Genomic DNA, 25,760 nt, shown 5'->3' with positions numbered 1-25,760 from the left:
AATACAATTATCTATTAAACAACATTCTTTGACCCGCACGAATGTCTTTTACTTTAAAACCAGAATAAACCAGTTTACCATTGACAAATGTATGCGTAATTCTGGACTTAAAGGTAAAACCTTCAAATGGAGACCAACCACATTTTGACAATATATTTTCTTTTTTCACACTCCAAGGCAAACCCGCATTAATTATTACCAAATCGGCATAATATCCTTCTTTGACAAAACCTCTTTTTTCTATTTTGAAAAGTTTAGCTGGATTATGACACATCTTTTCGACAATTTTCTCTACAGAAATCTTTCCTTGATGATGTGCTTCAAACATAGCCACAAGAGCATGTTGCACTAATGGACCACCAGAAGGAGCTTGCAAGTATTTTTGCTTTTTCTCTTCGAGTGTATGAGGCGCATGATCCGTAGCAATTACATCAATACGACCATCGTTGAGCGCTTCCCATAATACTTTTCTGTCATTGGCGGTTTTTACAGCAGGATTCCATTTTATAAAATTACCTTTGGTATCATAATCTTCATTTGTAAACCACAAATGATGAATACAAACTTCGGCAGTAATTTTCTTTTCTTCTAAAGGAATTTTATTGGTAAACAATTCCATTTCTTTGGCGGTAGAAAGATGAAAAACATGCAATCTTGCACCCGTCTTTTTGGCCAAAGCCACAGCTTTCGAAGAAGAAATATAACAAGCCTCTTCGCTTCTAATGAGATGGTGAGCGGTTACAGGAATGTCTTCACCATACTCGTCTTTATATTTTTCTAAATTCTTTTTAATCGTAGTTTCATCTTCACAATGCACTGCAATTAACATGGAAGTACATGAAAATATTTTTTCTAAAACTGCTTCATTGTCCACTAACATATTACCAGTAGAGGAACCCAAAAATATTTTTATTCCAGCGACATTCTTCGGATTTGTTTTCAACACTTCCTCCAGATTGTCATTGGTAGCCCCCATCATAAAAGAATAATTGGCAAAAGACTTTTTCTCAGCTATTTTGTATTTCTCTTCTAAAATTTCTTGGGTAACCGCATTCGGAACCGTATTTGGTTGTTCAATATAAGAAGTAATTCCGCCTGCAACAGCTGCACGAGACTCGGATTCTATATCCCCTTTATGAGTAAGGCCCGGTTCTCTAAAATGCACTTGATCATCAATGACTCCAGGCATTAGATAATTACCTTCGGCATCAATAATCATACAATCAGATGATTTTAAACTAATATTTTCAGAAACCTCAACAATGAGATCATTCTCTATCAGCACGTCCCCTTCAAAAACAACCCCTTCATTTACTATTTTAGCATTCTTAATCAAATATCTATTCATAGCTTTTTCATTTTACAAACTGTTAAATAACTTTTTTAATCGCAATGATATTACTCCAAATACAGCTTCAATTATGATTGAATTACTCATCTTCGATTGTCCTTTTGTTCGATCTGTAAATATAATTGGAACCTCAGAGATGGCAAATTTTTTACAAAATGTTCGGTATTTCATTTCAATCTGAAAGGCATAACCAACAAATTTAATTTTATCCAAATCAATTGCTTCCAGCACTTCCCTCTTGTAACATACAAAACCTGCAGTAGCATCGTGTATCTTCATCCCTGTGATCATACGAACATATACTGATGCAAAATACGACATTAAAACCCTACTCAAAGGCCAATTTACAACATTTACCCCAGTTACATAACGAGACCCTATTGCAAGATCAGCATCTCCAAAATGACAAGCATCATATAATTTTTCTAAATCATTTGGATTATGGGAGAAATCGGCGTCCATTTCAAAAATAAAATCATATTTATTTTTCATTGCCCATTTAAAACCATGAACATAAGCGGTGCCGAGTCCAGATTTTTTTGCTCTTTTCTCCAAAAATAATTTACCCTCAAACTCAGACTGCAACATAACTACTTTATCTGCAGTATGGTCTGGAGAGTTATCATCAATAATCAATACATGGAAAGATTTGTGCTGAGAGAGCACTGCTCTAACAATGCTTTCAATGTTTTCAATTTCGTTATAGGTAGGAATTATAACAATGCAATTGTTCATATTTAGTGTAATTTCGGTGCAAAAGTAACGCTTTTATGCCATTTCATTATTATAAAATTATAATAAATGATGTTATAAAAATTAGTAATTTTGCTGTAATTATGACTGAACATGTACTTCATCCTAGAATAACAGATACAAACGATTGGGTAAACCTCGTTTTTATATTAGCTTTTGGCATTATTGCACTGACTAAATCAGTCAATGAAAATCGATTTGAAGATTTTACAAAATTGATTTTCTCTGACAAGTACGCTCGAATTTACCGTGACAGCAGTCACTTGATGAGTATTTTTACAATCTCCTTATTTTTTGTTCAGATCATTTCATTCTCCTTTTTTATACAAATTTTATTGAGTCGATTTGGATATGGATCAAAAACAGATTGGGTATTATTCATTCAAATATTCACTTTTGTCATTTACTTTATTTTATCCAAATATTTAATCGAAAAAATCATAGCCACATCTTTCAACATAGAAGAACTTGCAGAACAGTTTAATTTACAAAAAGTAACTTATAGAACATATGTAGGCCTATTATTACTACCAATTGACATAATTTTATTCTATTATGATTCAATTTTAAAAAATATACCACTGCTGGTTTTATATACTATATTCATTCTAAACGTTTTACTTTATACATACTCAATAAAAAACTACAGAAAAGAAATTTTCGGTAAGTTGTTTTATTTTATTTTATATCTTTGCACTCTTGAAATAGCACCCTATTATTTTATGTATTATTGGTTTACAAAAGGTAGCGTTTAGAAAATAATTAATATGAAAGTGAAAACAATTTTGGTATCACAACCAGAACCTAAAGTGGAAAATTCTCCATACTTTGAGCTTCAACAAAAGCATAAAGTAAAAATTGATTTCAGACCTTTTATTCACGTAGAAGGAGTAAGCGCAAAAGAAATTAGACTACAAAAAATAGATCTAAATAACTACACAGCTATAATTTTAACAAGTAAGAATGGTGTAGATCACTTTTTCAGAGTAGCTGAAGAAATGCGATACAAAGTTCCTGAAGGACTAAAATATTTCTGTCAATCTGAAGCTATTGCTTTTTACCTTCAAAAATACGTAGTATACAGAAAACGTAAAATTTATGTTGGCCCAAAAGACTTTGCAGATTTATCGCCTTTAATCAAAAAATACAAAGACGAAAAATTCTTGCTTCCAGCATCAGACCAATTAAATGCAGATATCCCTGTAACTTTAAACGCTTTAAAAGTGGATTGGACTCCAGCAACTTTTTATAAAACGGTAATGAGCGACTTATCGGATTTAGCAGATGTTTATTATGATGTTTTGGCTTTCTTTAGTCCTACTGGAATTAAATCTTTATACAAAAACTTCCCAGACTTCGAACAAAACAACACTCGCATTGCCGTTTTTGGAAGTACGACTCAAAAGGAAGCTTTGGATTGTGGATTACGTGTAGACATTATGGCTCCAACACCTGGAACTCCGTCTATGACAATGGCTTTAGAGAAATACATCATCGAAGCCAACAAAGGAAAATAGATTAATTTGAAATAGCAATTGCAATTTCACAACCATAAAAAAAATTCCAAATCCCAATCATAAAATTGGTATTTGGAATTTTTTATTTAATACTGTCTTCATTAGTTTCTTCTGCCTCCCATATAAATAGAAACGTAATACAACAAAGTTGCTATTGACCCCAAAGCGGCCACAACATAAGTTCTAGCAGCCCATTTTAGAGAATCTTTAGCCCCAGCATGTTCTTGTTGTGTCAACATATTTTTGTTCTCCAGCCAGGCCAAAGCACGATTACTTGCATCGTATTCTACCGGCAAAGTTACAATAGAAAACAAAGTCGTTGCAGCAAAAATAATAATCCCGATCAAAAGCAATTGTGGAAAAGTACGCAACATTAAGATTCCTGCCAATAATATCCATTGCATATAGGTCGAAGCCACATTTACAATTGGCACCAATTGAGAACGCATCGACAGCCATTGATACCCCACAGCATGTTGTACTGCATGACCACATTCATGAGCCGCAACAGCTGCTGCTGCTGCATTCCTTTGATTAAAAACCGCTTCACTCAAATTAACCGTTTTATCCACTGGATTATAATGATCCGTTAATTGACCAGGTGTTGAAATTACTCGTACATCACGAATTCCGTTATCTGCGAGCATTTTCTCGGCGATTTCGGCTCCCGACATGCCGTTTTGCAAATGCAATTTCGAATAAAATTCAAATTTATTCTTTAGTGTAGAACTCACTAACCAACTTGCCAGCATGATCGCGCCCGCAAGAATTAAATAACTCATTCCCATATTTTTGTTTTTTATTTAAAGTTTAAAATCTATATATCAAACATCAAATTCTGAACCAAATTTAGAAAATGCCAATTTGACATCCGTTAAAAATTCATTAAAAAAATATTTCAATGACAATGACAATAAAAAATCCAAACTCCAATTAACAGATTGTTATTGGAATTTGGATTTTTAAATATTTAATGGATCAGTTGCATTTACAATTCACAACTAACCATTCACAATTAAGCTTACCCCACCAAATTGATAATTTTCCCCGGAACGATAATTACCTTGTTTGGCGTTTTACCATCTAGTTGTTTGATGGTTCTTTCGTCTTTCATTACGATTTCCTCGATTTGTTCCTTGGTTAAATCCAAAGGCAAAACCATAGTAAAACGCATTTTTCCGTTGAAAGAAACTGGATATTCTTTATCACTTTCTACCAAATGTTTTTCGACCAAAATAGGAAAAGGAACCGTTGCAATAGAACCTATATTCCCTAGCAACGACCATAATTCTTCGGCGATGTGCGGCGCATAAGGTGAAATCACAATCGCCAATGGTTCCAAAATGGCACGAGAATGACAATTTTGCGTAGACAATTCATTCACACAAATCATAAATTGTGAAACCGAAGTATTGAAAGAGAAACTCTCGATATCTTCCGCAACTTTCTTGATGGTTTTGTGCAATGATTTTAGGTTGTCTTTCGTTGGCGCATCATTGGTTACAATCAAACCGTTTTCGTCAAAATACAAACGACACAATTTTTTCAAGAAACCAAAAACTCCAGAAATTCCAGCCGTATTCCAAGGTTTCGCTTGTTCCAATGGTCCTAAAAACATTTCATACAAACGCAACGTATCGGCTCCATATTCGTTACAAATATCATCCGGAGTAACTACATTGTATTTGGATTTCGACATTTTTTCGACTTCGCGACCAACGATGTATTTTCCGTTTTCTTCACAGATGAATTGAGAATTTGCGTAATCTTCTCTCCAAGATTTGAATTTCACTTCATCTAATTCATCAGAAGAATTTACGATTGAAACATCAACATGGATTGGAGTTAATTGCATAGACAGTTGCCCTCCTAAACCTATTCCTCCTGCATCAGGAAAAACACTATTTAAAGTATCTAAATATATTTTTTTAGCTTTCGCTATTTCTTCCTCATCACCTTTAACAATTTTTTCATATTTAGATTTAGTTATGAAAAAACTTGGCATTTTTGGATCTAAAATATCAAATGGCTTATCAGCATCAGGACTGGTTATTTTCATCCAAGAAATTCTATAAACAAACGCACTCATTCCTAAAATCATTCCTTGATTAATCAGTTTCTTGAATGGTTCTTCGGTTGGCGCAAAACCTTTGTCTTTTAAGAATTTGTTCCAAAAACGGGAATACAATAAGTGACCAGTAGCGTGTTCGCTTCCGCCAATGTATAAATCCACACTTTCCCAATATTTCAATGCTTCCTTGCTGGCAAATTCGTTTTCGTTGTGCGCATCCATATAACGCATCCAGTACCAAGAGCTTCCTGCCCAACCCGGCATGGTGTTAAGCTCAAGCCCCCAAACCCCCGAAGGAGGATTAGCCGCGTCTTCAACAGAGACGATTTCGTTTTTATTGGTATCCCAATGCCAAGCTTTTGCATTTCCTAAAGGCGGTTGCCCATCTTCAGTCGGGAGATATTTCTCTACTTCTGGCAAGATGATTGGTAAATGTTGCGCATCGATCATTTGCGGCAAGCCATTCACGTAATACACTGGGAAAGGCTCTCCCCAATAGCGCTGACGAGAGAAAACCGCATCACGCAAACGGTAATTAATTTTCCCTTTTCCTTGATTTATTTTTTCTAATTCCTCAATTATTTTTTTAGTAGCTTCTTTGTAATTCAAACCGTTTAGGAAATCCGAATTAGCAATTTCCACATTGTCTTTTGATCCGAAAGCTGCTGCCGAAATATCTACATTTGCAAAAATGTTTTTGATTTCGGGCATTCCTTTTTGCCCTTTGAAGAAATTTGCAAAAGCGTAATCTCTTTCATCACCACAAGGGACCGCCATTACAGCACCTGTTCCATAACCAGCCAAAACATAATCCCCAATCCAAACTGGAATCGGCTCTTTGGTAAACGGATGCTCAGCATACGCTCCAGTGAAAACTCCCGAAATGGTTTTTACGTCTGCCATACGCTCTCTTTCGGAACGCTTGGCTGTTTTTTCGATATAGGCTTCCACTTCTGCTTTTTGTTCAGCAGTTGTGATTTGAGCCACCAATTCGTGTTCCGGTGCCAAAGTCATAAACGTAACTCCGAAAATCGTATCAGGTCTTGTGGTAAAAACATCTATGTTAGCCTGATGTTCTTTTACATTAAAAGAAACCATCGCCCCTACTGATTTTCCAATCCAGTTTCTTTGGCTTTCTTTGATGCTCTCGCTCCAATCTATATCATTCAAACCTTGCAACAAACGTTCCGCATAGGCCGAAATTCGCATGCTCCATTGTGTCATTTTCTTTCTAATCACAGGATATCCGCCACGTTCCGATACACCGTTCACGATTTCGTCATTTGCCAAAACCGTTCCCAATCCCGGACACCAGTTCACTTCGGTCTCCGCCAAATACGTCAATCGGTATTGCAACAAAATTTTCTCCTGCTGTTCTTTTGCGAAAGCATTCCATTCATTTGCCGAAAACACTTCAATAGCATCGTCACAAACTGCATTTATATTGGCATTCCCTTCAGTAGAAAAAACTGCTGTCAAGGTCGAAATATCTTCGGCTTTATCCGAATTTCTATTGTACCAAGAATTAAACAATTGGATAAAAATCCATTGTGTATGTTTGTAATAATCAGGATTCGAAGTACGCACTTCACGATCCCAATCAAATGAAAACCCTATTTTGTCCAATTGCTTTCGGTACCCAGCAATCTCTTTTCCTTCTTTGTCCAAACCACCGTCAATATTTACCGAAGTTGTATCTTCTGGCCGTTGCCCAGTCTGAATTGCATATTGCTCAGCTGGCAATCCAAAACTATCATACCCCATTGGGTGCAAAACGTTAAAACCTTGGTGTCTTTTGTATCTCGAATACACATCTGATGCGATGTACCCTAGCGGATGTCCCACATGCAATCCCGCTCCAGAAGGATACGGAAACATATCCAACACATAATGTTTTGGTTTGTCTGAGTTATTTTGAGCTGCAAAAGTTTTATGCTCTGCCCAGTATTTTTGCCATTTGGCTTCAATTTCGTTCGGATTGTATTTCATTCCTTTTTTTTATTGTTTTTTAATGGAGTCATGCTGTCGCAAAAGCTCTACTCATTCCTTTTTTTTATTGTTTTTTAATGGAGTCATGCTGTCGCAAAAGCTCTACTCATTCCTTTTTTTTATTGTTTTTTAATGGAGTCATGCTGTCGCAAAAGCTCTACTCATTCCTTTTTTTTATTGTTTTTTAATGGAGTCATGCTGTCGCAAAAGCTCTACTCATTCCTTTTTATTTATTGTTTTTTTAATGGAGTCATGCTATCGCAAACTCAAGTCCTATTATAAGATTCTAAGTAATTGCGTTACTAAGTTGTCAAGTTTTTTGTCGCAAAGACTATTTGAGGTGCCAAATTTACATTTATTGTACGAAAGTTAAAACTTTGGGACTTATTAACTTCAAATTAAAGAATATGTTTATTATTTTTACCCCATAATTTAGATATACTATGAGCTCATCATTTGAAAAGTTTCAAAAACGCAGGTTAATTTCCTCTTATTTTTCAGTAGTACTAAGTGTATTCTTGGTATTGTTCCTATTAGGTATCTTGGGATTTTTTATAATCAATTCCAAAAAACTAGCCGATGACTTCAGAGAAGAAATAGCAATGACTGTTTTTTTCAAAAAAGAAGCCAATGATACCATTTTAAAATCTTTTGGTCAAGAAATGAAAAGAGCCAAATTCGCAAAATCTTTTGTTTATGTTTCCAAAGAACAAGCAGCAAAAGAGCATACCGATATTATTGGTGAAGATTTCGTAACCTTCTTGGGTGAAAACCCTCTACAAAATTCATACGACATTCACTTAAAAGCAGATTACGTAATTAAAGATAGTATTGCCAAAATTGAATCCAATTTACGAAAAAACCCGATGATTTCTGATATTGTTTACGACAAACAATTAGTAAACTTAGTAAACGACAACATCAAGAAAGTCAGTATGTGGATTTTGATCATCAGTGCCTTCTTGACCTTTATAGCGGTACTTTTAATCAATAGTTCGCTACGCCTTTCGATATATTCCAATCGTTTTATTATAAAAACCATGCAAATGGTGGGGGCAACCAAAGCCTTTATCCGAAAACCATTTGTAATGCGTAGCATCAAACTCGGGATGATAGGCGCAGGTCTAGCCATTCTAGCGTTAATTGGCGTGTTAATTTATTTGGAAAACAGTTTTCCAGACCTTGGAATCCTAGATGACAAATTATTGATTGGACTTGTATTAATCGCTGTATTTGGACTTGGCGTTTTAATCACTTGGCTGAGTACTTATTTTGCCACACAACGTTTCTTGAATTTAAGAACAGACGACCTTTATTAATTTTAGATTGCAGATATAAGTCTGTACATTTCAGTTATAAAACATAAACTTAAAACAGCGGATGAGATTATTTCGTCCCTCACAATAACAAAATGAAAAACGAAGAAAACAAACACGAGTTCCTTTTTGAAAAAATAAACTATAAAATTCTATTAATCGGAATTGGTGTAATTGCATTGGGATTTATTCTAATGTCTGGTGGAGGAAGTGATGACCCTAATGTTTTCAATGAATCTGTTTTTGATTTCCGAAGAATACGTTTGGCTCCAACCACCGTTTTAATTGGTTTTGGAATTACCATTTATGCCATTCTTAAAAACCCTAAAAAATAGTAAGCAGTGATCCGTAATAAGTTTGCAGTAAAAGCAAGCAAAAAAACTGAACACTAAAAAACTGAACACTGATCACTACAAAATGAATACACTACAAGCTATTATCCTTGCCATTATTGAAGGAATCACAGAATTTTTACCCGTTTCTTCTACTGGGCATATGATTATCGCATCGTCTTTTTTTGGAATCGCGCACGATGATTTTACAAAACTCTTCACCATTGTCATTCAATTAGGAGCAATCTTATCAGTAGTGGTTTTGTATTTCAAACGCTTTTTTCAAACTTTTGATTTTTATTTCAAATTATTGGTTGCCTTTATACCCGCAGTTGTCTTTGGATTACTTTTTAGCAAAAAAATTGATGCATTACTCGAAAATCCTGTAACTGTAGCCATTTCTTTATTAATAGGCGGAATCATTTTATTGAAAGTTGACCAATGGTTTAACACCCCAGACGTATCTGAAAACACTCAAGAAATCACCTATTTACAAGCATTAAAAATTGGTTTATTTCAATGCATTGCTATGATTCCTGGTGTATCGAGAAGTGGAGCCACAATTGTTGGTGGAATGTCTCAAAAACTATCACGTACCTCTGCTGCTGAGTTTTCTTTTTTTCTTGCAGTTCCAACTATGCTTGGAGCAACAGTAAAAAAATGTTACGATTATTACAAAGACGGTTTTGTATTATCTCACGACCAAATCAATTACTTGGTTATTGGAAATATCGTTGCTTTTATTGTAGCGCTTTTGGCCATTAAAAGTTTTATTGGCTTTTTGACAAAAAATGGATTTAAAGTATTTGGTTACTACCGAATTATCGCTGGAATAATACTACTCGCCATTCACTTTTTCATTCATCCTTTGACCGTACTTTAATGACAACTGAAGATTTTTTAAACGGACAAATTCTCTTAATAGACAAACCTTTGCACTTTACTTCTTTTCAAGCGGTAAATAAGCTCAAGTATGCGCTAATCAATAAAGCAGGATTGCCCAAAAAATTCAAGATTGGTCACGCAGGAACATTAGACCCTCTCGCTTCTGGTTTACTATTGGTTTGTACTGGGAAATTCACCAAAAGAATTACCGAATTACAAGGGCAAGCCAAAGAATATACGGGAACGTTCTATATTGGAGCCACTACTCCATCTTATGATTTAGAAACTGAAATTGATCAAACTTTCCCGACAGAACATATCGATGAATCTTTGATACACGAAACGGTAAAACAATTTTTGGGAGAAATTGATCAAAAACCACCAATTTTTTCAGCTATAAAAAAAGACGGGATTCGTTTGTATGAACATGCACGCGCAGGAGAAATTGTAGAAATTGCTGCTAGAAAAACAACTATTCACGAATTTGAAATTACCAGAATTGCACTTCCCGAAGTCGATTTTAGAGTGGTTTGCAGTAAAGGAACTTACATTCGTTCTCTTGCCTTTGATTTTGGACGCGCCATGAATTCGGGATCACACTTGACTGTTTTACGTCGGACCAAAATTGGCGATTACAATGTGGAGAATGCCATAGATGTCAACTTATTCGAGCAAACTCTTTCTACAGATAAATGATAAAAAAAACACATGACAAATACAGAATTGAATTTGCGATGTGTTTTTAATAAGATCAAAGTAATTTTACTTCATACTTTTTTTCAACTTGTCTAAAATTTGGTTAATAATGGGTGGCACTTTCATTTCCAAATAAGAAATGTGATACATAATCATAAACCTTTTCAAATAGATTTTTCATAATGATGTTTTTTTAATTGTTGAACAATAGTTAAACACACCAATAAAAAAAAGTAAATCAAAACAATAGACCCGGTTGGCAATCACTAAGTTACACTTTTTTTAAATACAAAAAAAAATAAATTAAAAAAAAATAAAACTACAAACAGGCACATTCTTTAATTGAATACATCATCTCTAGAACTTCATTTTGCACTGACAAACCTTTATCATGTAAGTACCATAATTGCAATTGAGTTTTAGCCTCTTCATCTACAATTCCAAATTGTTCTTTATACTCTCTAATTAAATCTGAAGCTCCTTTTGGTCTTGGTCCCCAATGATTGCAAACTTTACCTGTTTTTTTATCAATAATTAGCAGTTTAGGTATAGCTCTAGCCCCATTTGTCAAAAAATGATTCATTAAATCATCATTCGAATCACGGAGAACAATTTTCAAATCAATTTTATTTGTTTCGGCCGCCATTTTATTCAATATAGGCAATATTTGCGCAGCATCTCCGCACCAGCCTTCTGCGATAACCAACCAAATGTATTCCTTTTCAAGACCTTTCAATTTCAAACTAATTTCCTCGGGAACAGTAATGGTTTTGTCTAATCTTTTCAAACGGGATTCATTCAAGGTACTGTAATGTAATAAATCTTCCGATTGTTCCTCACCAGTTGACTTTCCTTCTGCCAACAAATCGGATATAATTTTTCTATATTCTAAATAACTATAACTATTAAACAACGCTTTCGCAACTGAACTTTTCATATGTAGATAATATTTGTTTTTAATGGATTCCCATAGCTATCGGGAGGTATCGCCAGAAATTAATTAGTGTTTGTGACAGCTATTTTCATAGCGATTTCATATTTTGATTTATTTTTTAAGCAAATTTAAATTACCCTAACCATAAAAAGTGTGATAAAAATCACTTAAGACCCAACAAAATGCATAATTTTATATAATGGACAGTAAATTAAAATCAATCGGTTTAATATTATCTGGTGGAGGGTCTAAAGGCATAGCTCATGCTGGGGTTTTGCAGTTTTTGGAAGAAAAAAACATTACTCCAACTCACATTGCTGGCTCAAGTGCAGGATCAATAGTTGCTGCCTTGTATGGAATTGGCAAATCTCCCGAGGCAATCCTGGAATTTTTCAAATCTATTTATTTTTTCCATTGGAAACATTTTACATTTTCTAAAGCAGGTTTAATTGACTCGGAATCCTTCAAAGAATATTTTTATGAAATTTTTAAGGACACAACTTTGGGAGAACTAAAAATACCAATATACATTACCGCCACCGACTTGATCAAAGGCAAATCAAAAGTTTTTAGCCCCGAAACCAAAACAATAGATGCCATCTTGGCGTCATCGTCATTTCCTGGAGTAATGTCTCCGTATGAATTTAATGGAAAGTTATATAGTGACGGTGGCATTCTTAATCATTTTCCAACCAACATTCTAAAAGACAAATGTGATACCTTAATTGGGATATATGTCAGTCCAATACAGCAAATAGAAGCAAAAGATTTAAATTCTATCAAAGCAGTCACAGCTAGAGCATTTGATTTATTCTCCGCCAATTCGAGCATACACAAATTTGATCATTGCGATTGGTTGATAGAACCCGAAGCCTTGTCCTTATATAGCACATTTGAAACCAGTAAAATCAAAATGGAGGCTATTTTTAATATTGGATACGAATCGGCTAAAAAATCATATAAAAAACTAAATTTAAATATTTAGGGAACAGTATTTTCAAAAAAAACAGAATATGTCTATATTTGCACAACTTATGCTGTTTTGACTCGAAAACCAGTGTAATTTACTTTCGAAAATGAAGGGAGACCTTAAAAAAATAAAATCTAAAGATGAAATACAAAAGAATCCTTCTAAAATTAAGTGGCGAAGCTTTAATGGGTGATTTACAATATGGGATTGATCCTAAACGATTAGCCGAATATGCAGATGAAATCAAACAAATTCATGCCAAAGGAGTTGAAATCGCTATAGTTATTGGTGGAGGTAACATTTTTAGAGGTGTTGCTGGAGCCAGTTCAGGAATGGATAGAGTTCAAGGAGATTATATGGGAATGCTAGCCACAGTTATTAACGGAATGGCATTACAAGGCGCTCTTGAAGACAAAGGAATGAAAACCCGTTTGCAAACTGCCTTAAAAATGGAATCTATTGCAGAGCCTTATATCAAAAGAAGAGCGGATCGTCATCTGGAAAAAGGAAGGATCGTAATTTTTGGAGCTGGTACAGGAAACCCTTATTTTACAACAGATACTGCAGCCGTTTTACGAGGAATTGAAATCAATGCTAATGTAATTCTAAAAGGAACACGTGTTGATGGAGTTTATGATTGTGATCCAGAGAAAAACGCATCAGCTGTAAAATTTGAATACATTTCATTTGAAGATGTATTAAAAAAAGGATTAAATGTTATGGATACCACAGCATTTACTTTAAGCCAAGAAAACAAATTACCAATAGTCGTTTTCGACATGAATAAAATAGGGAATCTATTAAAAATTTGTGAAGGAGAAAACATAGGAACCGTAGTTAATATATAGTTAGCAGTATTCAGTGTTCAGTTTGCAGTAAAAACTGATCACTAAAAAACTGATCACTGACCACTAAATAAAAAATTATGACAGAAGAAATTGAATTTATATTAGATAGCACCAAAGAATCAATGGCTGGTTCTATTGAACATTTAGAGAAATCATTTTTAAATATTCGTGCTGGAAAAGCATCTCCAGCTATGTTAGGAAGTGTTTTTGTAGATTATTATGGATCGGCATCTCCACTTTCACAAGTTTCAAAAATTAGTGTTCCAGACGCCAGAACTATAACACTTCAACCCTTTGAAAAAAACATGTTACATCCTATCGAAAAAGCAATTATGATTGCCAATCTTGGATTTAACCCAATGAACAATGGTGACATGATTATCATAAGCGTTCCACCACTTACCGAAGATAGAAGACGTGAACTAGCCAAACAAGCCAAAGTTGAAGCAGAAGATGCCAAAATTGGGGTTAGAAATGCCAGAAAAGAAGCCAATACTGATATTAAAAAACTAGAAAAAGAAGGAACTTCTGAAGATATTTGTAAAAGTGCCGAAGACGAAGTACAAAACTTGACTAATACTTATATCAAAAAAATAGATGAACTTCTAGTTATAAAAGAAGCTGAAATCATGAAGGTATAATCTTTTAAATTAATAAAAACAATAAATCTGTCTTGTCTTTTTGAACGAGACAGATTTTTTTATACTTATTTTTGTGGCAAGGATGCGTAGCCAAATGCCTTTCTAATCAAAACAGTATTATGAAGTACTTTATTGCATTGTTCTTCCTTTTTACACTAACAATTCAGGCACAATTTCAAATTAACGGAATTGTAAAAGACGCTACAACCAAAAAACCACTTCCTTTTGCTTCCATTGTTTCAAATGAAGACACCAATACTATTTCGGATGTTGACGGAAAATTTAGTTTGGTATCCAAAAACAAAATAACATCAATTACCGTTTCCTATATTGGTTATACAAAAAACACCCTTCCTGTAGATAACGCAAAAATATTTTATAAAATTGCTTTAGAACAAAAAACAAACCCTCTACATGAAGTTCTTGTTTCAAATGTCAATCCAGCATTAGCCATAATAAAAAAAACAATTGAAAATAAAACAAAGAACAATCCACAAGAAAAACTAAAAAGTTATGAATTCAAAGCTTACAACAAGCTCATCGTAACGGCTAACCCTGATTCTATTCATGGGGATATTGATTCCGTTTTTGTCAATAATCCCTATGGAAAATACCTAAAAGAAATTGATTCCACTGATTATAAATTCAAGTTATTAATCAAAAAGCAACATTTATTTCAAACTGAAAAAATTTCCCAATATCAATATGATGGCAAACGATTAAAAGAAACCATTTTGGGAACAAAAATGGCAGGCTTTAAACAACCTGTTTATGAAATCCTATCCTTTAATCTACAGTCATTTTCTATTTACGACACTAAATACGAACTTTTTGAAACCAAATACAACAGCCCAATTGCTCGTGACGCGTTAAAAGATTATAACTTTAAACTTTTGGACACGGTAACCATAAATGGACGAAATGCCTATATGGTTTATTTTAAAAACAAAAAAGAAAAAAGAACAGCGGGTCTGGAAGGTATTTTATATATCGATGAAACTAATTATGCTGTTGCAAAAGCAATAATGCGAATTAAGGGCATACTGGATATCAGTGCAATTCACGAATTCAATTACATTCCAGAAGAAGACTTATGGTTTCCTACTCAGAAAAAATTTAAAATTGTGAAAGGAAACAATGATGATGATATAAAAATACTAGGAGGAACCATTCAATTTGACGGGGACATTAAAGAAGATTTAACGCCCAGAAAAAGAGAAGAATCAGACTATGTCTATTTGCTATCCCAAACAAATAATTTTGATATTCAATACAATTCTACAGTTAAAATCAACAAACCAATTGTTGCTGTTGAAATTAAAGATGATGCCATATCAAAACCAGAAAGTTTTTGGAATGAATTTAGAAAAGACAGTTTAGACAGCCGAAGTCAAAAAACTTATTTATCATTAGACAGCATTTCAATAAAAAAAAGAATTGAAAGACGGTTAAATTTAGTTCGAAAAGTACTTACTGGTTATGTTCCATTTAAATCTTGGGATTTTGATTTACGCAAAATTATCAGTTACAATAATTATGAAGGACTTCGATTGGGACTTGGCGGAATAACTAATGATTATTTTTCTAAAAAATACAGAATAGAAGGCTACACCGCTTATGGTTTACGCGATTCTGAATTTAAATACAATATAGGAATTGGAACCAGAGTTAATAAATTCTCAAACACCTGGATTAGTTTAAACTACACCGATGACCTGAGAGAAATTGCGAGTATCGATTATGCTGTTGAAAAAAGAGCTTTCAAAATTTACGACCCTCGCGCTATCAATTTCAGCACACTTTATAGATATGAACAATGGAAAATTGCATTAGAATCTAAAATTATCCCAAAAGTAGAATCGACATTGGCTCTGGCAAGTACATTTGTGACTCCTCAATTCAATTACATATACAGTTTAAATGGCAAATCGTATTCTAATTACAACATGACTACAGCAACATTTTCATTAAAATGGAGCCCTTATAGCGATTATATGCAAACACCAACAGGAAGAATCGAATCTGAAAAAAGGTTTCCAAAATTCACCTTACAGTTGACACAATCACTACCCGATGTTTTAAAAAATGATTTTAGCTATACCAAAGTTGACTTTAAAGCAGATTATCAAATCAAATATCTCAATGGGCAACGTACCTTTTTGTTATTTGAAGCAGGTAAAGCATTTGGTGATTTACCCCTGCCACAACTTTACAACAACGCTCCCAATAATTTAAACAAAGAAACCATTATAAAAAGAATAACATTTGCCGGTAAAAATAGTTTTGAAACCATGTTTTTTAATGAATTTTTTTCGAGCGAATACATGACATTTCAATTTAAACATGGTTTTAATAGGATCTTCATATTAAAAAAATTAAAACCTTCATTGGATTTTGTCACAAGAATGGCGTGGGGAAAAATGGAAAACCCAGAAAATCATATTGGCATTGACTTTAAAACCTTAGAGAAAGGATATATAGAATCTGGAATTGAATTGAATAAAATATTTAATGGTCTGGGTCTAGGAGGCTATTACCGTTATGGTCCGAATCAATTGAGCAAATTTGAAGACAATATAGCCATAAAATTAACTTTCGTCTTAAATTTAGGAATTTAATAAAGTCCTAATGATTGTAACCAAAACGGTAAGAGCCCTGTATTAATTTAATTCAGACAGTTATGATGAACACCATTGTAAAAAATCACGAACTTTAGAACACAATTCTGTTTAAAAAAGCATCCAAGCTTAGAATGATCACATTGCATATGTACTTTCTCTTTACTCATCATATCAAAATTAAAAAAAGAAGGGTACAGATCAATGTGAGGATACGAATTTAAGCCCAACTATTGAGGCTATCAAAGTAAACAAGAAGAAAAGTCTCCAGAAAGTAGCCGGTTCTTTGAATATAAAAATACCAACTAAAACAGTTCCAACAGCTCCGATTCCTGTCCAAACTGCATAAGCGGTTCCAATTGGCAGGGTTTGGGACGCTTTGTATAACAGCGTCATACTGATAGTAAGCGCTACAAAAAAACCAACCATCCACAATGTAGATGCCACTCCGGAAGTTTCTTTGGCTTTGCCCAGACAAGTCGCAAAACCAACTTCAAAAAAACCCGCTATAATTAATAAAATCCAATTCATAATTATGGTTTTATAATCAATACCGAAGGCACCCCACTCAACCATTTACTGCGAGAATCCAATAAATCTTTCCAACTATCCAAACTCACAATCATTAAATCTTGCTGAATCAAGAATTCATTGTTCAATAATGATTCTTTTTCTAAAATTACATTATTGGGATATTTTTGCTTTAGAGATTCTATAGCACTGGCAATTACAAAATTATTCTCTATGTGGCTGTTGAAATCCAAAAAAGCAACTGTAGCATTATTATTGAATATCATTTTTTGAGCATATTCAATCAAGAATGAATCTTCGGAAGTGTAAATAGGAACAAAGACATTATTTACTTCTTTCAAATCTTTGTCAATCAAAACACCTAATGGCATTTTAGTTTTCAAAACAATTTGACGAGTTCGTTCATCAAATGGAGAATTGACAAACAATCCTTCTTTACCGGTAAACTTATCTAATAATCTTTCTGGATTTATGATTCGAGAAGTAAACCCAATTACTTTTCCCAATATTGTTCCTTCAAAAATCGATTTCCCTAATCCAACTAGCAATAAATCATATTCTCCTTGATTAGCAATATCAATAATTTCATTTTCTATATCAATAGTTGCCTTAAAAATAGTAGTAACTTCTTGTTTCAGCACAATTGCCTCTTTCATTATAGGGCTAAAACTACTTTTCTCTTTATCGTCCATATTAAAAGTATGTACTTCATCACTTAACGATAAATGCAAAGCAGTGATACTGGCTTTTTCTTTTTGTTTTTTAACCATACTGTTGGCTAAACGCAATAAAGATTTTCCTTTTTCATTATTTCCGAAAGAGATCAAGATTCTATATTTATTTTGATCAACTTCTTCATCATGATCAATAATATCACTAGTTTTAAAAATATAATTGATTAAATTTAAAGCGGGGCCTGTCATAAAAGTAGTCACCAATGCCATAATAACCATCATTGTAAAGACCTCCGTAGTTAGTACACCAAGGCCCAATCCAATATTCAAAACAATAAGCTCCATTAATCCCCTCGTATTCATTAAGGCTCCAATGATAAGACTGTTTCGCCAACTTTGTCCGACAAATTTTGCTGCCAAAGCACTACCAAAAAATTTCCCTACTACTGCAACTAGAATGATAAACCCTGTCACTTTCCATAAATAAGGTTCATTGATCAAACCAATTTCGGTACGTAAACCTGTGAATACAAAAAACAAAGGAAGCAATAATATAACAGAAACATCTTCTACTTTTGCAATAAAAACGGTTCGAAACTTAGGAATATCAGGCATAATAGCCCCCATCATAAAGGCACCAAATAGGGCATGAATACCAACTAATTCCGTAGCATAGGACGAAATGATTAATATTAAAAAAAAGATTGCCACCACGGGTTTACTCAAACTGTCTTTGGCTCCATATAAATCACCAATTCTTTTCAAAAATGGTTTTACAAGAAAAATCATTATTAGAACATATAAGGCTGCCAGAGAAATTATAAACATGGAACTTTCAAAGGTTCCCGCTTTTACTATAGCAATTACAACTGCCAACAAACACCAAGCGGTAATATCATCTGCGGCTGCACATGTAATTACGATTGCTCCTAACTTAGTTTTATGCATGCCTCTTTCTTGAACAATTCGAGCCAAAACCGGAAAAGCGGTGATACTCATTGCAATTCCCATAAACAAACTAAAAGAAAGAAACTTTACTCCTTCTGGAGCAAAACGATTGTAAACAAAATACGCCAATCCTATACCCAGTGCAAACGGAATTACAATACTTGCATGACTAATAACAATAGCTTCTTTGGCTCTGTTTTTTAGAACTTTTATGTCGAGTTCCATCCCAATAACAAACATAAAAAGAATCAGTCCAATCTGGCTCAAAAATTTTAAATTTTCTAATGAATCAGGGGGAAATAATGCATGAAAGAAATCTGGAAAATATAAACCTAACAAGGATGGCCCTAATGCAATTCCAGCTATAATTTCACCAATAACGGAAGGTTGACCAATTTTTTTGAAAACCCAACCAAAAAGTCGTGCCACAAGGATAATCATTATAATTTGTGCCAATAAAATAGCTAAAGGATCTTGTACATTATGAATCATTGCATTGAGAAAATCCTCCCATGAATTATTACTGGCTATCGGATGAATAATAGTCTCATTATTTTCAAGGTATTTTCCTTCCTTAATTATCCAATACATAAGAGCTGTAAAACCACCTGTTACGCCAAAATAAAACAATGTATTCCTATACTTTTTCATATTTATAGTAACCCCAAAAATTAATTTAATAAAACAAAGTTGCGAAAACAAATCTATTAATTATAAAACAAATAACAATGGTAACTAAAATTTAATTCTACTGTAAAAAATGACCTTGAAAAAAATCAAATCAAATGCATAAAAACAAAAATAACTCTTGGAGTTTATGTATTTTTGGAGCTTTAAAAAATTTATAATGAAAAAATGGTTTAGTCTAGGATTTTGGGAGTTAATTGCCCGAGTTGTTCTTAGAAATAAAATAGTAATGTTATCGATAATTGCACTAATTACGATATTCTTGGCAATGCAATGGAAATACATTCGTTTTACCCATAGCGAAGCCAATTTATTACCCGCAGATAATATTGTAAACATAGAATACAATTCGTTTTTAAATAAATTTGGAGAAGAAGGAAACCTAATTGTTATTGGTATAAAAAACGATGCAATATTTACTCCAAAAGTTTATTCCTCATGGGTAAAACTGATGAATACGATCAAGACAAACAAAGATGTCGATTTGGTCATTTCATTAAATGATATGAAAAAACTACAAAAAAATGAAGCTTTACAAAAATTTGAATTAGTTCCTTTTATTGATCCAAACAAAAAAATTGACAAAGAATATCTTCAAAAAATAAAGCAAGAACTTTTTAACAAACTCCCTTTTTATGAAGGATTAATTTTCAATAAAAGATCTGGAAGTATTCGCTCGGCGGTTTACCTTGACAAGAAAATTGTAAACACTACTGAACGCAAAAATTATGTCCTCAACGAATTAATTCCTGCTATAAAAGTTTTTGAAAAGGAAACCAAAATAAAACTCCGTGTCTCGGGTATGCCTTACATTCGTACCCTGAATGCTCAAACTATTCTTAGCGAAATAAGTCTTTTTATTGGCGCAGCATTATTCCTTACTTCCCTATTGTTCTTTTACTTTTTTAGAAGTTTTAGAGCAACCATGATTTCACTAATTATTGTAATTATAAGTGTAATGTGGTCTTTTGGTGTATTAGGCCTTTTAGATTATGAAATTACGGTTTTAACCGCTATGGTTCCTACTTTGATGATTGTCATTGGAATACCAAACTGTATTTTCTTAACCAACAAATACCATCAGGAATACAAAATTCACGGCAACAAAACCAAAGCTTTACAAAGGGTGACTACAAAAATAGGAATGGCAACCTTTATGACCAACTTAACAACGGCCATTGGTTTTTTTACTTTTATATCATCAAACAATAAATTACTTATAGAATTTGGAAATGTAACATCGATTAACATATTATTGTTATTCATACTTTGCATCATAACTATTCCTATTTTGCATAGTTATGTACCCGCTCCGATAGACCGTCATTTAGAGCATTTAGAGAGAGTTTCGATCAAAAAATTTATGGATTGGATACTAAGAAATGTAAAATACAATCGTTTTTCTATTTATGTGGTTTCTATAAGTCTATTGGTTATAAGCATCATCGGAATTTTTCAAATGCGAATTTCTGGAAGTTTGATTGAAGACATGCCAAAAAAAGAACCTTTCTTCAAAGATATCGTGTTTTTCGAAAAAGAATTCGATGGAGTTATGCCATTAGAAATAATGATAGACACCAAACGCAAAAAAGGTGTCATGAAATTGTCTATGTTAAAAAAAATGGATGAACTTCAAAAAACTATTGAGGAAATTCCAGAACTTTCAAAACCTATTTCTATTGTTAATTTGGTGAAATATTCCAAACAAGCTTATTACAATGGAAACCCAGAATATTACGATTTACCTACATCACAAGAACAGGCTTTTATCTTGTCTTATGCCAAAAATGCAACAAAGGATTCCAAAGAGAATTTAATGAAGAGCTATGTCGATTCCAGTGGACAAGTGGCTAGAATCACTACGTTTATGCGTGATGAAAGCGGAAGCAGAATTCCTATTATTGAAGGAGAAATTCGTAGAAAAGCAGATATACTATTCCCTCCAGATAGATACAATGTAATTATCACGGGAAAAGCCTTAGTTTTTCAAAAAGGAACAGGCTATTTACTTGACAACCTACTTTCATCTTTAGTTTTTGCCTTTTTCCTAACTGCATTATTGATAGCTTTTATGTTTCGTTCTTTCAAAATGGTTTTGGTTTCAATAATCCCAAATCTATTGCCTTTATTATTAACGGCTGGAATCATGGGCTTTTTGGACATTCCATTAAAACCTTCTACTATTTTAGTTTTTGGAATTGCATTCGGACTTTCGGTAGATGACACCGTTCGGTTTTTGTCGCAATATCGAGAAGAGCTAAAGAAGAACAATTGGAAAATCAAAAAATCAGTTTACGCTACTTTTAACGAATCGGGATTGAGTATGTTTTATACTTCAATCGTTTTGTTTTTTGGGTTTTCGGTTTTTATGCTCTCTAGTTTTGGAGGAACTATTGCTCTTGGCGGACTCATATCACTGACCTTATTATTTGGAATGTTATCTAATTTAATGTTACTGCCTGCTTTGGTATTAACATTGAATAAAACTTTGGCAAACGAGCAAGAATTCATTGAACCTAAACTGGAAATGCTTGAATTTAGTGATGAAGAAATTGATAAATTAGAAAAAGAAAAATAGCAGTTTCTCGACGTTTTGGGTAATGATTGAGAATTATATCCTAATGTATCTAAATCCATTTATCGCAAAAGTATAAAAATCCATAAAAGGTTTTGTAGTTTGTCGTTTTGCGATAAATTTGGATCCAAACATACTATCATTGAAATAGTAAGATGTTGCCGTCTTACTATTCGAAGATGGCAATCAACAATGTACCTCCAAATTTCTTAAATTTTGCAAAAGATTGATTATCGAATTGATTTTGCAATTATCTTTTACTTTGTTATCAAAAGTAAAAGATAGAGAAAATAGCAGGAAATAGCTTCTCACTTAGAGAGGGTCTGTGCCAATTTTTCAAACAATTTCTTTTATATTTGCACTTAGATTAAAACACTGATTTTTGTATTAATCGAAAATCTGAACTTTAAAATCAAAAAATTAAAATGAGACACACAAAAGTTAAAGACTTACTAAACAGTACATCTACATTACACGAAATCAATGCAAAAGGTTGGGTTAGAACTTTTAGAAATAATCAGTTTATTGCTTTAAATGATGGTTCAACCATTAATAACATACAATGTGTTGTCGATTTTGAGAATACACCAGACGAAACATTGAAAAGAATTACAACTGGAGCAGCTATTTCGGTAACTGGGAATTTGGTTGAGAGTAAAGGTGCTGGTCAAAAATTTGAAATCCAAGTCAATAAACTGGAAATTCTTGGCGATTCGGATGCAGAGAAATTCCCAATACAACCAAAAAACAAACCAAGCTTAGAATTCTTACGCGAGAATGCTCATTTACGCGTGCGTACGAATGTGTTTGGCGCTATTATGCGTGTGCGTTCAGTTTTGTCGTATGCTGTTCATAGTTATTTTCAACAAAAAGGATTTGTTTATGTGAATACACCAATCATCACAGGATCTGATGCTGAAGGTGCGGGTGAAATGTTTAAAGTAACTGCATTGCCATTTGAAAATACACCAAGAACCGAAGATGGAAAAGTAGATTTCAAAGAAGATTTTTTCGGGAAAGAAACCAATCTAACCGTTTCGGGACAATTGGAAGGGGAAACATTTGCGATGGCTCTGGGTCAGATTTATACTTTTGGGCCTACTTTTAGAGCAGAAAACTCAAACACTTCTCGTCACTTAGCCGAATTTTGGATGATTGAACCCGAAGTAGCTTTCAATGATTTGAATGACAATATGGATCTTGCCGAAGATTTTATTAAATATGTTGTAAAATATGCCGTTGATAAATGTGGAGAAGATTTAAAATTCTTGGAAAGTCGTTTGACTGAAGAAGAAAAATCTAAACCACAGGCAGAAAGAAGTGAAATGCCTTTGTTGGAAAAATTAGGATTTGTAATGGACAACAATTTCAAACGTGTTTCCTACACTGAAGCCATTGACATTTTAAGAGATTGTACACCGAACAAGAAGAAAAAATTCAATTATATCATTAACGAGTGGGGTGCTGATTTACAATCGGAACACGAGCGTTATTTAGTAGAAAAGCATTTTAAATGTCCCGTAATTTTGTTTGATTATCCTGCTAATATCAAAGCATTCTATATGCGATTGAACGAAGATGGCAAAACGGTTCGTGCCATGGACATTCTTTTCCCAGGAATAGGAGAAATAGTAGGAGGTTCACAAAGAGAGGAACGTTTTGATGTTTTGGTCGAAAAAATGAAAGCCTTAGGAATACACGAAGAAGAACTATGGTGGTACTTAGACACCAGACGATTTGGATCTGCAGTTCACTCTGGTTTTGGACTTGGATTTGAAAGATTGGTGTTATTTGTAACTGGAATGACTAACATTCGTGACGTAATTCCTTTCCCAAGAACGCCAATGAACGCAGAATTTTAAAACGTTTAATGTTGTTTTACAATTGTTTAAAGTTGTTTGAACCACAACAACTTTAAACAATTAAACTCTTAAACCTTTAAACAATAAGACAAATGTTAAAGCAATTTTTAAATTTAAAAATATCACAGAAATTATCTCCACAACAAATACAGTTGATGAAGTTAATTCAGTTGCCTACGCAAGCATTTGAACAAAGATTATTAGAAGAAATGAATGAAAATCCTGCTTTGGAATCTGGCAAAGAAGAGGATCTTCACGAAAAAGACGAATTTGACAACGAACAATATGACGACTATGATGATTCTGAAGCAGATAGAATTGAATCTGAAGATATAAACATAGACGAATATTTAAATAATGATGATACCCCAGATTACAAGACACAAATAAGCAACTATAGCGATGACGATGAGGAAAAAGAAACCCCATTTGCAGCCTCAATAAGCTTTCATCAGGATTTAATCAATCAATTAAATACTTTTATTTTAACTGACGAGGAGCGAGATATTGCGGAGTTTTTAGTTGGCAGCATAGATGATTTAGGATATTTAAGACGAAGTATTCCTGATTTAGTGGATGATATGGCTTTTACTCAAGGGCTTTATACCACAGAAAAACAAGTCCAAAACATCTTGCATATTATTCACGAATTAGAACCTACTGGCGTCGGTGCTCGTGATTTACAAGAGTGTCTATTATTGCAACTAAAAAGAAAAACCCCAACAGAATCTGTGGATCTGGCCACTTTAATGATCGAACAACAATTTGATGCTTTTGTAAGAAAGCATTACGACAAATTGATACAAAAATTCAATATTTCTAATGAGCAGCTTAGAAATGCAGTTCATGAAGTAGAAAAATTAAACCCAAAACCCGGAGGTTCTTTTACAGGAAACAATAAAATAACTGAAAATGTAGTCCCTGATTTTGCAATTAGAATTGTAGATGGGGAATTGGAACTTACTTTAAATGGCAGAAATGCCCCCGCTTTGCACGTTTCTAAAGATTATCAAGAAATGATGCAGACGTATAAAGAGTCGAAAGATAAATCCCATTCGCAAAAAGACGCTGTACAGTTTATTAAACAAAAATTAGATTCGGCCAAATGGTTTATCGATGCCATAAAACAACGTCAAGATACTTTGTTTGTGACCATGAATGCCATTATGCATTACCAAAAAGACTATTTACTTGATGGAGATGAAACCCAATTAAAACCGATGATTCTAAAAGATATTGCTGATAGAGTTGGACTTGATATTTCGACCGTTTCTAGAGTTGCCAATAGTAAATATGTCGAAACACCTTATGGAACAAAATTGGTAAAAGAGTTTTTCTCAGAAGCTATGAAAAACGACCAAGGAGAAGAAGTTAGTACCATTGAAATAAAAAGAATTCTTCTCAACACCATTGAAGAAGAAGACAAAAGCAACCCACTACCTGATGATCTGTTGGCAGAAATTCTAAAAAATAAAGGATATCCAATAGCCCGAAGAACCATAGCCAAATATCGTGAACATCTAGAAATACCTGTTGCTCGAATGAGAAGAAAATTATAGATC

General features: G+C 33.5%; 20 protein-coding genes. 13 read left to right on the top strand and 7 right to left on the bottom strand.

The features are described 5' to 3' along the window. Positions 1-7: 7 nt before the first annotated feature. Together OZP06_RS09315 and OZP06_RS09310 are read right to left on the bottom strand one after the other, a co-directional pair. Entirely contained in the window at positions 8-1,348 is a 1,341-nt protein-coding gene (locus OZP06_RS09315; RefSeq protein ID WP_269221624.1) for a dihydroorotase, read from the bottom strand. A gap of 12 nt (positions 1,349-1,360) precedes the next feature. Then, on the bottom strand, positions 1,361-2,086 hold the full coding sequence (locus tag OZP06_RS09310) for a polyprenol monophosphomannose synthase (RefSeq protein ID WP_269221623.1): 726 nt from the start codon (positions 2,084-2,086) through the stop codon (positions 1,361-1,363). Between the two features lie 35 nt (positions 2,087-2,121). Here OZP06_RS09310 and OZP06_RS09305 point away from each other — a divergent pair, with 35 nt between their 5' ends. Beyond that, positions 2,122-2,859 carry a DUF4271 domain-containing protein gene (locus OZP06_RS09305; protein WP_348651429.1) on the top strand — a complete coding sequence of 246 codons (738 nt, stop codon included), beginning with the start codon at positions 2,122-2,124 and terminating at the stop codon, positions 2,857-2,859. A 12-nt stretch (positions 2,860-2,871) separates the two neighbouring features. Continuing rightward, the gene (locus OZP06_RS09300; protein ID WP_269221622.1) at positions 2,872-3,621 is read left to right on the top strand and encodes a uroporphyrinogen-III synthase; all 750 of its coding nucleotides are present in this window, start codon (positions 2,872-2,874) and stop codon (positions 3,619-3,621) included. Between the two features lie 101 nt (positions 3,622-3,722). Here OZP06_RS09300 and OZP06_RS09295 read toward each other — a convergent pair whose 3' ends face one another. After that, positions 3,723-4,409 (bottom strand): zinc metallopeptidase, encoded by a 687-nt coding sequence (locus tag OZP06_RS09295; RefSeq protein ID WP_269221621.1) that lies wholly within the window; start codon positions 4,407-4,409, stop codon positions 3,723-3,725. Between the two features lie 233 nt (positions 4,410-4,642). Further along, positions 4,643-7,681 carry a class I tRNA ligase family protein gene (locus OZP06_RS09290; protein WP_281323634.1) on the bottom strand — a complete coding sequence of 1,013 codons (3,039 nt, stop codon included), beginning with the start codon at positions 7,679-7,681 and terminating at the stop codon, positions 4,643-4,645. A gap of 443 nt (positions 7,682-8,124) precedes the next feature. Between OZP06_RS09290 and OZP06_RS09285 the strand changes: the two genes are divergently transcribed. The 4 genes from OZP06_RS09285 to truB all read left to right on the top strand — a co-directional run bounded on the left by OZP06_RS09285 (position 8,125) and on the right by truB (position 10,910). Next, positions 8,125-9,000, top strand: coding sequence for a permease-like cell division protein FtsX (locus OZP06_RS09285; protein WP_269221619.1), 876 nt, complete (start codon positions 8,125-8,127; stop codon positions 8,998-9,000). 92 nt (positions 9,001-9,092) lie between these two features. Further along, positions 9,093-9,332 (top strand): DUF3098 domain-containing protein, encoded by a 240-nt coding sequence (locus tag OZP06_RS09280; RefSeq protein ID WP_269221618.1) that lies wholly within the window; start codon positions 9,093-9,095, stop codon positions 9,330-9,332. A gap of 82 nt (positions 9,333-9,414) precedes the next feature. Then, on the top strand, positions 9,415-10,212 hold the full coding sequence (locus OZP06_RS09275; RefSeq protein ID WP_281323633.1) for an undecaprenyl-diphosphate phosphatase: 798 nt from the start codon (positions 9,415-9,417) through the stop codon (positions 10,210-10,212). Further along, complete coding sequence (gene truB / locus OZP06_RS09270; RefSeq protein ID WP_269221617.1) at positions 10,212-10,910, top strand: tRNA pseudouridine(55) synthase TruB; 699 nt, start codon at positions 10,212-10,214, stop codon at positions 10,908-10,910. Before OZP06_RS09275 ends, truB begins: the two co-directional genes overlap by 1 nt. Before the next feature lie 319 nt (positions 10,911-11,229). Here truB and OZP06_RS09265 read toward each other — a convergent pair whose 3' ends face one another. Beyond that, on the bottom strand, positions 11,230-11,847 hold the full coding sequence (locus tag OZP06_RS09265; RefSeq protein ID WP_269221616.1) for a thioredoxin family protein: 618 nt from the start codon (positions 11,845-11,847) through the stop codon (positions 11,230-11,232). Between the two features lie 196 nt (positions 11,848-12,043). On the opposite strand from OZP06_RS09265, the gene OZP06_RS09260 reads away from it, so the two are divergent. The 4 genes from OZP06_RS09260 to OZP06_RS09245 all read left to right on the top strand — a co-directional run bounded on the left by OZP06_RS09260 (position 12,044) and on the right by OZP06_RS09245 (position 16,921). Then, entirely contained in the window at positions 12,044-12,829 is a 786-nt protein-coding gene (locus OZP06_RS09260) for a patatin-like phospholipase family protein (RefSeq protein WP_269221615.1), read from the top strand. Positions 12,830-12,954: 125 nt separating this feature from the next. Then, complete coding sequence (pyrH, locus tag OZP06_RS09255; RefSeq protein ID WP_269221614.1) at positions 12,955-13,662, top strand: UMP kinase; 708 nt, start codon at positions 12,955-12,957, stop codon at positions 13,660-13,662. A 77-nt stretch (positions 13,663-13,739) separates the two neighbouring features. Then, a complete protein-coding gene (frr, locus tag OZP06_RS09250) occupies positions 13,740-14,303 on the top strand; it encodes a ribosome recycling factor (protein ID WP_269221613.1) in 564 nt (187 codons plus the stop codon). A gap of 119 nt (positions 14,304-14,422) precedes the next feature. Then, complete coding sequence (locus OZP06_RS09245) at positions 14,423-16,921, top strand: DUF5686 family protein (RefSeq protein WP_281323632.1); 2,499 nt, start codon at positions 14,423-14,425, stop codon at positions 16,919-16,921. Positions 16,922-17,122: 201 nt separating this feature from the next. Here OZP06_RS09245 and OZP06_RS09240 read toward each other — a convergent pair whose 3' ends face one another. Next, positions 17,123-17,452 (bottom strand): multidrug efflux SMR transporter, encoded by a 330-nt coding sequence (locus OZP06_RS09240; protein WP_269221609.1) that lies wholly within the window; start codon positions 17,450-17,452, stop codon positions 17,123-17,125. Positions 17,453-17,454: 2 nt separating this feature from the next. Then, on the bottom strand, positions 17,455-19,725 hold the full coding sequence (locus tag OZP06_RS09235; RefSeq protein WP_281323631.1) for a cation:proton antiporter: 2,271 nt from the start codon (positions 19,723-19,725) through the stop codon (positions 17,455-17,457). A gap of 196 nt (positions 19,726-19,921) precedes the next feature. Here OZP06_RS09235 and OZP06_RS09230 point away from each other — a divergent pair, with 196 nt between their 5' ends. The 3 genes from OZP06_RS09230 to rpoN all read left to right on the top strand — a co-directional run bounded on the left by OZP06_RS09230 (position 19,922) and on the right by rpoN (position 25,757). Then, positions 19,922-22,339 carry an MMPL family transporter gene (locus OZP06_RS09230; RefSeq protein ID WP_269221608.1) on the top strand — a complete coding sequence of 806 codons (2,418 nt, stop codon included), beginning with the start codon at positions 19,922-19,924 and terminating at the stop codon, positions 22,337-22,339. A 422-nt stretch (positions 22,340-22,761) separates the two neighbouring features. Further along, on the top strand, positions 22,762-24,198 hold the full coding sequence (gene asnS / locus OZP06_RS09225) for an asparagine--tRNA ligase (protein ID WP_281238126.1): 1,437 nt from the start codon (positions 22,762-22,764) through the stop codon (positions 24,196-24,198). Between the two features lie 92 nt (positions 24,199-24,290). Then, positions 24,291-25,757: an RNA polymerase factor sigma-54 gene (gene rpoN / locus OZP06_RS09220; RefSeq protein ID WP_269221607.1), complete on the top strand. Its 1,467-nt coding sequence runs from the start codon at positions 24,291-24,293 to the stop codon at positions 25,755-25,757. Positions 25,758-25,760: the final 3 nt, after the last annotated feature.

Origin of the sequence: Flavobacterium sp. IMCC34518 (genome assembly GCF_027111095.2) — a bacterium.
GTDB classification, from domain to species: domain Bacteria; phylum Bacteroidota; class Bacteroidia; order Flavobacteriales; family Flavobacteriaceae; genus Flavobacterium; species Flavobacterium praedii.
Note: the sequence above shows the minus strand (reverse complement) of the source record. Positions and strands in the feature narration are given on the sequence as shown.

Coding starts and splice junctions, on each gene's coding strand:
- OZP06_RS09315 (WP_269221624.1), bottom strand. CDS start 1,348: ATGAATAGATATTTGATTAAGAATGCTAAAATAGTAAATGAAGGGGTT.
- OZP06_RS09310 (WP_269221623.1), bottom strand. CDS start 2,086: ATGAACAATTGCATTGTTATAATTCCTACCTATAACGAAATTGAAAAC.
- OZP06_RS09305 (WP_348651429.1), top strand. CDS start 2,122: ATGCCATTTCATTATTATAAAATTATAATAAATGATGTTATAAAAATT.
- OZP06_RS09300 (WP_269221622.1), top strand. CDS start 2,872: ATGAAAGTGAAAACAATTTTGGTATCACAACCAGAACCTAAAGTGGAA.
- OZP06_RS09295 (WP_269221621.1), bottom strand. CDS start 4,409: ATGGGAATGAGTTATTTAATTCTTGCGGGCGCGATCATGCTGGCAAGT.
- OZP06_RS09290 (WP_281323634.1), bottom strand. CDS start 7,681: ATGAAATACAATCCGAACGAAATTGAAGCCAAATGGCAAAAATACTGG.
- OZP06_RS09285 (WP_269221619.1), top strand. CDS start 8,125: ATGAGCTCATCATTTGAAAAGTTTCAAAAACGCAGGTTAATTTCCTCT.
- OZP06_RS09280 (WP_269221618.1), top strand. CDS start 9,093: ATGAAAAACGAAGAAAACAAACACGAGTTCCTTTTTGAAAAAATAAAC.
- OZP06_RS09275 (WP_281323633.1), top strand. CDS start 9,415: ATGAATACACTACAAGCTATTATCCTTGCCATTATTGAAGGAATCACA.
- truB (WP_269221617.1), top strand. CDS start 10,212: ATGACAACTGAAGATTTTTTAAACGGACAAATTCTCTTAATAGACAAA.
- OZP06_RS09265 (WP_269221616.1), bottom strand. CDS start 11,847: ATGAAAAGTTCAGTTGCGAAAGCGTTGTTTAATAGTTATAGTTATTTA.
- OZP06_RS09260 (WP_269221615.1), top strand. CDS start 12,044: ATGGACAGTAAATTAAAATCAATCGGTTTAATATTATCTGGTGGAGGG.
- pyrH (WP_269221614.1), top strand. CDS start 12,955: ATGAAATACAAAAGAATCCTTCTAAAATTAAGTGGCGAAGCTTTAATG.
- frr (WP_269221613.1), top strand. CDS start 13,740: ATGACAGAAGAAATTGAATTTATATTAGATAGCACCAAAGAATCAATG.
- OZP06_RS09245 (WP_281323632.1), top strand. CDS start 14,423: ATGAAGTACTTTATTGCATTGTTCTTCCTTTTTACACTAACAATTCAG.
- OZP06_RS09240 (WP_269221609.1), bottom strand. CDS start 17,452: ATGAATTGGATTTTATTAATTATAGCGGGTTTTTTTGAAGTTGGTTTT.
- OZP06_RS09235 (WP_281323631.1), bottom strand. CDS start 19,725: ATGAAAAAGTATAGGAATACATTGTTTTATTTTGGCGTAACAGGTGGT.
- OZP06_RS09230 (WP_269221608.1), top strand. CDS start 19,922: ATGAAAAAATGGTTTAGTCTAGGATTTTGGGAGTTAATTGCCCGAGTT.
- asnS (WP_281238126.1), top strand. CDS start 22,762: ATGAGACACACAAAAGTTAAAGACTTACTAAACAGTACATCTACATTA.
- rpoN (WP_269221607.1), top strand. CDS start 24,291: ATGTTAAAGCAATTTTTAAATTTAAAAATATCACAGAAATTATCTCCA.